The organism is Pedobacter sp. AC163, from assembly GCF_979258665.1.
Map to the genome: position 1 here is coordinate 5,313,303 of NZ_OZ409872.1, position 11,615 is coordinate 5,324,917.

The 11,615-nt window shown below is 37.5% G+C and carries 12 protein-coding genes; 8 read left to right on the forward strand and 4 right to left on the reverse strand.

Annotated elements, in window-relative coordinates; all coding sequences use genetic code 11:
- Positions 1-3: 3 nt before the first annotated feature.
- From ACZZZK_RS23205 to ACZZZK_RS23220, 4 genes are all read right to left on the reverse strand, one after another.
- Complete coding sequence (locus ACZZZK_RS23205; RefSeq protein WP_463486221.1) at positions 4-405, reverse strand: hypothetical protein; 402 nt, start codon at positions 403-405, stop codon at positions 4-6.
- Between the two features lie 177 nt (positions 406-582).
- Complete coding sequence (locus ACZZZK_RS23210) at positions 583-876, reverse strand: hypothetical protein (protein ID WP_463486222.1); 294 nt, start codon at positions 874-876, stop codon at positions 583-585.
- Positions 876-1,283 (reverse strand): hypothetical protein, encoded by a 408-nt coding sequence (locus ACZZZK_RS23215; protein ID WP_463486223.1) that lies wholly within the window; start codon positions 1,281-1,283, stop codon positions 876-878. The genes ACZZZK_RS23210 and ACZZZK_RS23215 overlap by 1 nt, the downstream gene beginning before the upstream one ends.
- Positions 1,284-1,286: 3 nt before the next feature.
- Positions 1,287-1,535, reverse strand: coding sequence for a helix-turn-helix domain-containing protein (locus tag ACZZZK_RS23220; RefSeq protein WP_463486224.1), 249 nt, complete (start codon positions 1,533-1,535; stop codon positions 1,287-1,289).
- Between the two features lie 133 nt (positions 1,536-1,668).
- Here ACZZZK_RS23220 and ACZZZK_RS23225 point away from each other — a divergent pair, with 133 nt between their 5' ends.
- The 8 genes from ACZZZK_RS23225 (at position 1,669) to ACZZZK_RS23260 (ending at position 11,614) form a co-directional block, all read left to right on the forward strand.
- Positions 1,669-2,829, forward strand: coding sequence for a hypothetical protein (locus ACZZZK_RS23225; protein WP_463486225.1), 1,161 nt, complete (start codon positions 1,669-1,671; stop codon positions 2,827-2,829).
- A 28-nt stretch (positions 2,830-2,857) separates the two neighbouring features.
- Positions 2,858-4,300, forward strand: coding sequence for a hypothetical protein (locus ACZZZK_RS23230; protein ID WP_463486226.1), 1,443 nt, complete (start codon positions 2,858-2,860; stop codon positions 4,298-4,300).
- A gap of 89 nt (positions 4,301-4,389) precedes the next feature.
- Complete coding sequence (locus ACZZZK_RS23235) at positions 4,390-5,577, forward strand: hypothetical protein (protein WP_463486227.1); 1,188 nt, start codon at positions 4,390-4,392, stop codon at positions 5,575-5,577.
- Positions 5,578-5,634: 57 nt separating this feature from the next.
- A complete protein-coding gene (locus ACZZZK_RS23240; protein WP_463486228.1) occupies positions 5,635-6,303 on the forward strand; it encodes a hypothetical protein in 669 nt (222 codons plus the stop codon).
- A 5-nt stretch (positions 6,304-6,308) separates the two neighbouring features.
- Positions 6,309-6,677, forward strand: a complete 369-nt coding sequence (locus ACZZZK_RS23245) for a hypothetical protein (RefSeq protein WP_463486229.1) — start codon at positions 6,309-6,311, stop codon at positions 6,675-6,677.
- 6 nt (positions 6,678-6,683) lie between these two features.
- The gene (locus ACZZZK_RS23250; RefSeq protein ID WP_463486230.1) at positions 6,684-7,319 is read left to right on the forward strand and encodes a hypothetical protein; all 636 of its coding nucleotides are present in this window, start codon (positions 6,684-6,686) and stop codon (positions 7,317-7,319) included.
- On the forward strand, positions 7,319-8,029 hold the full coding sequence (locus ACZZZK_RS23255; RefSeq protein WP_463486231.1) for a hypothetical protein: 711 nt from the start codon (positions 7,319-7,321) through the stop codon (positions 8,027-8,029). The genes ACZZZK_RS23250 and ACZZZK_RS23255 overlap by 1 nt, the downstream gene beginning before the upstream one ends.
- A complete protein-coding gene (locus ACZZZK_RS23260; RefSeq protein WP_463486232.1) occupies positions 8,030-11,614 on the forward strand; it encodes an Ig-like domain-containing protein in 3,585 nt (1,194 codons plus the stop codon). It abuts the gene before it with no gap.
- The last annotated feature ends 1 nt before the right edge of the window (position 11,615 follow it).

Sequence of the window (11,615 nt, forward strand, 5' to 3'; positions counted from 1 at the left end):
ATTTTATTGTGAAACTCTATCTGCAGATAATCCCAACCTTTTTGCTTGAATTGGATTTTCTTCGCACCATTGATGGTGTGGCCAGCATAATGATTTAAAATATCTTTTATCAGTAAGGAATGAACCTGTTCTACCACGCATGTGATGGAGAGTAACCTGAGTTGAATTACATTCCGGGTGCTCGCATATTGGATGGTCTTTAAAATACTTATCTCTCGCTCTACGATAAACCTTTAGGTTATCCAATTGCTTTGCGCTTACTTTTGGGATTTTTACAGGCTTTCTCTCCAATGGTTTTTTCTTACTCGCCCAATAATGGTACTGACACAAACCAGCAACGACAGGCTTAGGCTCATGATTGCCGCAAATAGGGCAATAACCCATTTTCATTTTGATACTTCCCATATAAAATTAAAAGGGCACTTTATGGTTAGTGCCGGACCGATTTGAAGATTAATGTCCCAATGTTTTTAAGTGACCGGATTTGTGCAAATGCCTAACGTTTAAATCAAAAGGGTTGAAAGGCAATCAGTATTAATCAGCTACACAGTTGCAATCAAACAACTGTTCAATTGTCACGCCCTATGAACCACCTGACGAGGGAGGTATATCTATGATGGTACAGTAGATATCGGTATCGGCCAGCATTTTTAAATGTTCACCTTCGAAATCAAAATCACGACCAGCGTTTTTATCGTATTTAACACGATCACCTTTTCGGTAACACACTGGTTCTTCTTCTGTACCTGGCGCCGCAGTAATTACGGTACCAATATTTTCTGTGTTTGCTTCTTGCATGCTTTCTGGCAAGAATATTCCTGATGCAGTTTTTTCCACTGGAGCATCTGGTTTAATGAATACCGATCTGCTTTCCATTAATGTTGTGGGTTAGGAGTGTATTGATTATTCAATTTCATATCTTCTTTAAGAAAACTAAGCATACTTCTGTATCCATCAATAGCATGAACCAATGCAGCGTTTTGTCTTTCAACTTGTGTTTTATAGAATGTTTCTTTGGAAAGTTTTCCGGTTAGAACCAATTTCTTATCAGTAGCAGACATTTTTGATGGAAGCAATTCAAGTTCCTCTCCAAGTCTTTCATTATAGATCATTCCTGCTAATGCTACCGCATTCGCGCTAGTAGAAACCAAAGCAACTAGCCTTCCTATTTTATTGGAAATATTGTTACCGTCCTCAGAACTTACAAATGTTTCGAGTTCACCATCTATCGTATCGATAAATCCAATAAGGTTATTTATTTCAGGGTGGATTAAGCTCTCCATTTCTTAAAATCTTTTTAAGGTGAAAAACTCCCATTCGAAATGATCAAGTGCTTTACTGATGGATGAAATTATATAATGAGAAGGAACCTTTTTCCCTTTCTCAATTTTCTGCAACCACCGTCTTGATATCAAACATTGTTTAGCAAGTTCATTGCCTGACATGTTCAATTCATCCCTTCTCGCTTTGACTTGCTTCCCAAATGATGTAGCGCAATCATCTGTATAAATATCTATTGTGTTCCTGTTTACCATGCTTGCTTTGAGGTAGAACTATAATGCTATAACTACATCAAATATATAAAACTAAATTTGAAATATAATATAATCTAATAAAAATATTAGATAAGTGAATATTTATTTCTAGTTAGAACCAACAATAAAAAGCATGTCTGAGCAAGCAACAACATCGGAACAGAATCACAGAGCGGCAATTGATGATCTATTAGGCGAGAAGCCTATCGCACCAATTGTAAATAATGACAATCCACCAGCGGTGCCACCAGTGGTTACGCCGGAAACTCCACCTGTAGTTCCTCCAGTTGCAGCTAATCCGCCAGCAGCATCAACCCCAGAAACACCGGCCGTACCGGAAACACCTTCAACACCATGGACAGAAAAAATTACTGAGATCAGTAATGGTTCGGTTAAAAGTGAAGAAGATTTTTTAAACATTTTCACCCAAGCGACTAAAGCTACTGACTTAGAAAGTCAATTACAGCAGAGGAACCAAGAGGTTGAGGCTTTAAAAAGTGTGAATCCATACGCCAACGATTACATAAAAAAGCTTAATGAGCTTTATGCTTCCGGGGCAGATGCAAATAAGGTTAACCTTTTCAATCGAATCAATCAGTTAGGTGATGTAAACGCATTGCCAAGTCGTGATGCCGTAAAATGGCAATTGATGGAACAACACAATCTATCAGAAAGCGATGCTGAGGTAATGCTTAAAACAACTTACAAAACGGATGACACCATTCATACCGAAGAAGATGTTCAAGCTGCCAACATCCAATTGAAAATCAAAGGCGATGAAGCAAAGCAATACCTAAAAGGTTTGCAAGCATCATTCGAAACCCAAGCACCAGCACCAGAAGTAACAGAAACACCGGAGCAGATCCAGGCAAGACAACAAGCGTTCGAAGCACAAGTTGCTCCAGTTGCCAAGCAGATCGAAACCGAATTACCGAGTTTCTTTTCCAATGTAAATGTAAATGGATTACAAGGTGATAAAGCCGTAAATATTGCTTTGCCAGTTCCAGCAGAGATTCAAACTCATATCGGAACCCAAGTAAAACAGTTCGCTTTAGAAAACCAAATAGATACTACTAAGCCAGAGAATGTAGAAGGCTTAAAAACCTACGCAACAAATCTCGCTAAAATAGCAATGTACGATGCTCACGTCATTCATGTGAACAACATTCGTGATGAATCAATTCGTGCAGAATTCCATAATCCATCAACAATCAACAGAGGTCAAGATAATCCGGCAGTACCAGCAGCAAATTCGAGACAGGCAACTGCTTCGAAAATAGCTGAAACATTTTAATTAAAAACCCAAAAAAAACTTAAATACAATGCCAGAAGTATCAGCAGCACAGGTTGGTTGGAGTAACGAACTCTATACCGCATTAGAGTACGTACAAAAGTACGGTACCAATGCAGATAAAAGGAAATTAATGACACGTCATTCTTATCCTGATAATTTTTACATGATGTTAGACAATTTAGGTCTAATTCGTGGTTCAGAAGGCCAAGCTAAAATCTGGCACTTAGAAGATGATTGGTTGACTGATAACTTCACTGTTAACGCAATCATCCAGGCTTCAACCGGTCCAAACACTGAGGTAATCATTGAGTTGGCGGCAAATTCTCACTTCTCTCAAAATGGAGTTAACATTTCTTATCCTCAATCGAGACAGGAAATTGAAATTCCAATCACTGGCGAGAAGGTTGTTATTCTTGAAAAATTAACAACTGGTTTAACATTACACCGTTTACGTATTAAACCAATTGATCCAACAGTTAACCTTGCTGGTAAAATTGTTGCCAACGGTACTTATGCATTAACTGGTAATGCTTATCCAGAAGGTAGCCGCGCTGCAAAGCCAGTTACAAGTTTGGATAACTACTTTGATAACTGGTATCAAATTGTTAAATCTCGTTATTCTTCAACTGGTACAGGTTTGACTTTGCAAGCGCCGTATGCGTTAGCTGATTCAAGCGATGGTAAAAACATCTTTATCACTCGTAATACTCAGGACACCGAGAAACGTCACATCATCGATTTATCGAACATGCTTTTAACTGGTATCAAATCAGATACTGAGTTAGCATTTTCAGAAGAATTAGGTCATGATACTAAAGTGTATCGTACTGAAGGTGCGTGGACCGCTGCTAAAAACAAAGGTCGTGTTTTACCATACACTGATGGTGATTTCGGTTTAGATAATTTTGGTGAAGCAGCAGCTTACCAGGAAAGCGAAAGAACTGCAGCTGATATGTTCTTATTCTTGATGGGATATGAATTGCAAGGCTCGGTTGAATCTGCTTTAATGGAGTTTGGCGCTACTCAGCATGGCGTTTTTGAATACGCTAAGTCACGTTTTAAACCAGAGGTTCTTGAAGGTCAAGATGCAAATGATTTCTTTACCTGGATTGGTTTCAGTGGTATCGCTTTCCGCGGTCGTAAGTTCTTGTTCAAAAAACTTTCTGATTTCAATGATCCTAAGTCGTTAGGTACAATTGGTTATGACTATACCAAATCTGGTTTAATCATTCCTTATTCTACCATGAACAACAAAGGTAAGAAAGCAGATACTCCGACTATCGGTGCTGAATACCGTTCGTTGGGTGGTTATAGCCGTAAAATGGAATCGATCAAATTAGGCGGTGCCGATATGATCAATCCAACAACCGATTTGGATGCTAAATCATGGGATTTCCGTTCAGAAATGGGTGGAGATTGGGGATTAGTATCTCAATGGATTGCAGTTCGTCCATCTACAAGCGTAGGTTAATCGTTCCCGAATAAAAAACTTAAAGCATCCGGTTTAATCTGGATGCTTTATTTCAGTTTCTACAAGTGTAACTAATTTTCAAGACCATTATGAGGTTATATATTGATGACAAACCATCTAACATTGATGAAATTTGCGTCCTATTAGATATCAAAAAAACTGAGGTTCCGTTTCAAACGAAGAACCGTAGTTTTAAAAGACTTGGATTCGACAATAAAAGAGATCCACAAAATCAAAAACCAATTGTACCTCGCGGTCATGGAATTCCATGCTCAATTAATGTGGTGCTCAAAAATGGTGAATCAGTAAAGATTACCTATGCTGATAATTCTCGTCAAGAAACCCGAAACGGTTTAACCAGGTTGAAACATACTCCATTGAATCTAATGATGGAAGGTTTAAGCTTGGCGCTAACGGATGATCAGAAAACTAAATTTTTCTTTCTTTTCATTCACACCTACAACAAACAAAGTCCTTTAAACTTTGGTAAGCAAAACCCTAACTGCATCTATCAATTCAATGACACAGCAAAGCTGGCCAAAGAAGAAGATGATAAAGAGGAATTATTGTTTGAAGCATTGACCTTATTAAAAGGGTTAGGCGAACAGCAATTACGCCAGGTTGCAAAAGGATACAAGATGTTTGGCGTTGATGATTTGCAGGAAGTTGAAGTACGTAAAATGGTACGTGCAAAACTGAAAGAAAATCCAGCTCAGTTCACTTTGGATTTAGAATCAAATGAAATTGCTATTGAAGGTATTATTCAGGATGCAATTGATAAAGGTATTATCACTCAATCACTTCAAGGTAACGTAAGAACATTTATTCTTGGCGATAAACAATTGGCTCAACTTCCGGTTGGCAATCCTCACATGCCTTATTTACGTGCGGAAATCGAATCTGATTTAGATCACTATTTCCCTCTAATTCAAAACGGCATCCAGGCAAAGGTTAGTGCTAATGTATTGAAGAAACCAGAGAACAATAAGTATTTCGACCAATTCAAAAGGAAAAGCGATGAACCTCATGTTCATACGACCTTAGATAAGGACGATAAAAAAGTTGTGTCTGAAACTGCCGCTGAAAAAGAAGCTGCTGATAAGCTTAGAAAGTATTTTGATCAGGACGTAAACAACCCTGATTTGCACTACGCATCGAAGAAAGCGATGTTAGAAAAAGGCGATCAGATCATTGAGCAGTGGAATAAAGATAAAGAAGCTGGCTTACTACCAGAAGATGCCACTCCACCGGTTTTAAAACTCGTTGAAGTAGCATAACATAACCCAAAAAATAAACAGCCGACTATGAAAGTAGTCGGCTTTTATAGGTAAAAGATGATAGATACTGCAATTTTCATTGAAACCTTAGAGAATCTGGCTAAGAAAAATCAAAGCGGATTCAGTACTGGAAAGGATATTTCCAATTACATCAACATGGCTCAAAGAGAGTTGGCCGAATATCTTTTTGGTATTTATGAATTTAACCAGAAGGTTGTAGATTACATTACGCCACTGATACTAACAGCCAACTCGGTATCATCAAATTCATCTGGCATTATTCCTTTTCCTACCAGCTTTAATCATGTTCTACGTCTGACTTATAAAAAGACCAGCACGCAGACATATAAAACTCAATACGTTGGCACCAATCAGGTTGACATCATTCAGTTGATACCACAACGCCGGGCCGACCTGGCTAAAAATAGAGTTTTATACACTTTTGATAGTGCAGGAATTAACGTGATGCCAGCTCAGGAATTGAATTTCAAAGTGGTTTATGCCAAGTACCCAACCGATGCTTCGGTAACATACACCTATACTGACGTAAACGGTGAATCGAAAAGAATCATTTCCGGACAAACAAATATGATCTGGGGAATGAATGTTTTCAATCTCTTGTTGTACATGACAATGGACAAGATGGGTTTATCCGTACGCGATACATTGTTAAATGAGTATGCTCGGTTAGGCATTGCAAAAGAAGAAGTTAAACCTATAACATAAACGATATGGCAACCCCAAAAACAAAAGCAGTATTATTTACTGAGGGAGAAGCGCAAAACTTCCAATTATATACAGGAAAGCAGATTACCAAAGAGAAATTTCATGAACAGGATTTTGAATCTGGTACATCGAAGTTATTTTCTTTAGCTATGGGCCAAGAGATTACTTCAAAGGTAATCAAGGTTAGTGGACTTGATGTAGCAACTCTTGTATTCGAAGACGGTTCAATTTACCGTATTGGAAAAGGAATGGATGCTATTGCTCAGCAGGAATATGTTTCTGAAATGGTAACTGATTTAACAGCTAAAGCAGAAGCTAAAAAGGCTGCTAAGAAAGGTAAAAAGGATTCTGATAAAACTGAAGAAAGTAAATAATCTGAAATGACAAAAGCAGAATTAACAGGTGCCGCTTATTTAAAACTTACCGGTGGATATCCTACAACGGATAACTCTACATGGTGGGAGGATGTTGATATTTTATTGGCTCCGGCGATCAACTTTGTTATGAATGCTGATTACTTTCTTCAGAAGCGTGACGAAGGCGAGGAAAAAATAATTCAGCCTTTATTCATTCAGACTTACAAGAACATTGCCATCAATTATCAAACTGATATTGAGAAATACACAAGCGTATTACCCCACCGGCCATTGGCTCTACCAAAGAACAGGGCGGTTTCTTTTGTTGGTACTGTATTAGGACAGCACTTTGTTCCTGTTGAGCAAGGTGGATCAGCCATGCAAGATTATTACGGTGGTTTTAAAGCTTGTCAAACCAGTTATGAATTGGAAGGCAAGAATATTACTTATCATAATTTGGATCCATTGTTTGCTGATGGCGGCGTAGCAATGGTAAAAATGATTGTAAACGCTGCTGATTTAGGCAACGAAGAAGAAGTTCCATTACCAGATGGGGCAGAAATACAGGTTATAGATTTGATGGTTCAATTCTTCCTTGGCCAACGCCAACTTCCTAAAGATTATTACAACACTAATAAAGACATTCAACCTACTGCATAATGGCAACAACTCCAATCGATCAGAAGATACGCCAGTTATGTAGAGAAACAGGCGAACCGGATTTTAAAAACTACGATACCATTTTAAGTCATGTTAGAGGTGCATTGATTGATTTACAGCTTTATGTTATGCCATGCGTAACTACTGTTGAAATCAAAGCAAATCATTTGAAAAACTTGCCATGGCCTTGTGATTGTGTTAAGCCTTTATTGATTGGATTGAAACGAGGCGGTAAAATCTGCAACGTTTCTGTGGATAGTGGAATTTCATCTGCTTCTGATTGTGGGTGCGGAGATATGACAGATGTTGAAGCGGATATCCAAAATACCATTTCTGGAAGCTCAACATCAATACCTCAGTTCTCATACGATGGATTATCACTTTCGGGATACGGATTAGGTTACGATAAAGTAAATGCGGTTACTCATGATAAAGAAAGAAGGATAACCAATTTGAAATTCAAAACCTTACCAGGCGATACCTTTCAATTTACTTTCATTGATGGAGGCATTTCAAAAGGCGTTTCTCATATTCCAATTGAAGCGGAGGCATGTATTGATGAGTACGTTTTTTGGAAATATTACAGGAGAACGGATAAAGGGTTAAGTGATCGTTCAAGAGAAAATTATAAGCAAGAACAGTATAGATTAAGAAAGTTCTACCAGGATACAACAATTGAAGATTGGATTAGAGCAGTAGTAAATAGATAAATGGCTGAGGAAAACGAACGCAATATTGAGGAAATCACCTTTTTTGGAGGACAAAACTCAGATGTTTCTTTAGAGAATTTACCTAAAGGAGATTTTATCTATGCATTAAATATTGTAAATAATTCATCTGGTGTTGGTGGTAAAGGAATTGTTAAGAACGTTAAAGGTAATTTACAGATACCTTTCTTATTGCCAGCGGGAGAAAATAAATGTATTGGCACCGCAGATGATTCTGAAAATCAGAAATTCATTCTTTTTATCTGGAATGAAAACGGATACCATGGAATTTACCAATTTAATGGACAGAACAAATCTGTGTTACCGGCTTTAATTAATCTTACCGATACAAATGGTATTGATATTTTAAAGTTTAATAAAGACTTTTTGATACTCCACGCTGATATTGCCAGAGGCGTTCTATTGTATTGGGTCGATGCTTTAAATAACGCCCGTAAAACCAACATATCCAAACTGTTTGATAAAACGTCTGATGGTTATGGACCGGTTATATACGAAAGCTTTATAAATGCTTACAAAAGAACCGCAGACTTTCCTCCGGTAGTTTCTTATTTCTCAGATGCCACAAAAAAGTTTAACAGGATTTACGGAGCATTAAGAAGATTTGCAACCAGGTTCATTTATGATGATGGTGAGAAAAGTAATTGGAGCGATTTTAGCGCAGTTGCTACTCCAGACAAAGAACCTTTTACTGGTGTCAAATTCATACCAACCAATAACAACGGATTAAATATCACTGTGGAAACAGGAGATAGAACCGTTGTTAAGGTTGAGATTGGAATGCAAAGTACAAGTGGCGAGAAAAATGATGAATCAATACTTCAATGGCAGCTTATAGGTACGCTGAACAAGAAGCGTTTAAAGATAAATGACAACACAACATACACTTACAAATTCTATAATGATGTTGTTTATCCCGTTACTGCATATGAAAAGGTAATTAGGCCTTATAACTTTCTTCCGAAAGTTCCTCGTTGCCAAATCATCGCCAAAAATGCTTTGGTTTATACAGGGGGTAAGGAAGGTGCTCCGGTGGTTGATATAGATGTTTCGGCAACTGTTCGTTATGAAGATTTATTCATTGAGAGCGGAACTGAAAATAAATTTAATGAACCATTGTTCACTTTTTCGGATATTGCTAATACTGGCGCTTACCTATATAACCGAAATCTAAACCATGGCGAATACATGGATTTGGATGGCACTTCGCATTACGTGACTGCCAACAAAAGAGCCAATTCCCATAAGGTTACTATTGGTAACGATGTGAAGGCAGGAAACATTTTTTCAGGAAGTATTTCCAATGGCTCACAAACATTCTATGTAAACTATACAGCCGTTGTAACAGATACAGCTATTACAGTTGCAAACAAGATAAAACAACAACTCCTATCACAAACCGGAGGTAATGGTGGAAATATCATCCGTCAAATTAGGGGAAACAGTAATTCAGAAATTCAGCCAGAAAGAAACATTTACACAAATACGGATGATGGATCCGGCAATATCTCTTTTGAATTTTCAATTATTGATTACCCGTCATCGGGATATTATCTTTCAACTGGAGGCGTAACTCCTGTTCAATACAATTCCCTGAAAGATACTGGCGAAAGCATCAAAATTATAAAGCTTGGCAGCTCTAAAAAACTGGGAATAATTTATGAGGATTTCGATGGCAGAAAATCATTAACCTATACCGTTGATGCATTAATAATTGCAATCAAATCTATTAATGATCTTGGTGGAATAAAAAAGACTGTGATCACTTTACAGATAAATCATCCGGCACCAAAATGGGCTAAGTTTTATCAAATCGTTAGATCAAGTGACTTGATTTACAGTGATTATATTCAGATGCTTATACAAAATGTGATTGATGTTCAAACTACAACCACAAGTGAGTATCAAGATTTAATTATCGGCAGCTTGATTACATATAATAAAGTTCACCCGAATAGTAATTTATCTTATTCATTTGAGCCTGGTGATCGTTTACGTTTGATCAAGAAGTTGAACGATGCAACTTATTATCCTTTTTTCGAAACGGAAATTTTAAGCTATCAAGAAGTTGTAACTGAAAAAATCAAGTCAAGCATTACAACCAATGGTTCAACCAACGTAACTGTAGCAAGTGCAAAATCAGATAATATAGGGAGGTTTATAGTAATTGAAGGTTCGGAAAGAGAAATTGTTGGTGTTGATAACGCAACAACTTATACTTTGAATGCGCCTATTGGAACAAGTGATGCGAAGACGTTTAATTATTATGACTTAGTTGATAATAGAGGTACAATACGGATTAGAAAACCAGCTGCACCGATTGATTTGCTCACTGCTGATCTTCCATTGGTTGAGATTTTTAAACCATCCTCCAAAGTATCCGGAGAGAATGCTCAGTTCTTTGAGTTTCAAAAGAAATTCAATATACTAAATGCAGGAACCGATAATGCTTATCATGAAGGTGATAAACAAAGTCAGTCTGCAACTCAGCCAGCTATTATTGAAATAAGTGAGGGAACCGCGTATGTGAGAAACCGCGAACTACCAATCACCAATACAGTTCCGGGTGCCCAGGTTATTGTTTCAGATATTGAAGATGGGAGTTATTCAGATTTCTATCCGTCATTGATTAATGATAATGGAAGGCCAAACAGCGAGGATACAGGCGTTGGAGAAGTAACCTTTGGTAATCGCCACCGGTATAGCAATAATTCAATTGAGGATACCAAAATCAATGGATTAAATGATTTTGACAACCTTGATCGTGAAGATTACAATGACAAGTATGGAATTTTCATGCGTACTTTTTTTGTAAATAATAATATTTTTGGATTTAAGCAACTGAGAACAACGTATGTACCTGTTAACGCAACCATCACACTTGATGAAAGTGGAAGTTCGTTACGAGCTGCATCTACAAAATTCCTAAACAACATACAATACTTAGCCTGGGAAAATGGTGGAGTTGGTAATAACCCGGAAGCATTTTGTGTGAATGGAACACATCTATATGCTTTATACCCAAATTCTGGTGTAGTAGTTAGAATTGGGGGAAATGGCGAGGAACCATTATCAGAAACCTACAATTTAAACAAAGAGGTAAGATCAATTATCAATGAGGCTGTTAACAACAAAGCAAAGATATTTTTAGGTTTCGATAAGAAGTTGGGATTATTACTGATTACTGTTGAGGGATATAACAAATACATATACTTCGATGGGTTAACAGGTTGGCAAATTTTGGATGAAAAGGTTGCTGAAGATTCCGACTTTCAAATTGTTACACAACCTACAAATGGAACCGCTTCAATTTCGGAAGATGGTTTAATTTCATATGCTGGTAACTCCAATTATGTGGGAACAGATAGTTTAACCTATCGTGTAAATATTAATGGAGAGTGGAGCCAGCCAAAAAAAATGTGCTTTACCGTTGTTGACGTACCCGATAGAGCGAAGGCCTGGCGACCAAAAGCGAGTACCGCTTTTTGTGTACAAGAACCAAAACCTACTGCATGGAGAGTTAAACAATCGTCATCATACTGTATTCAAGAGGAATCAACTGATTAAT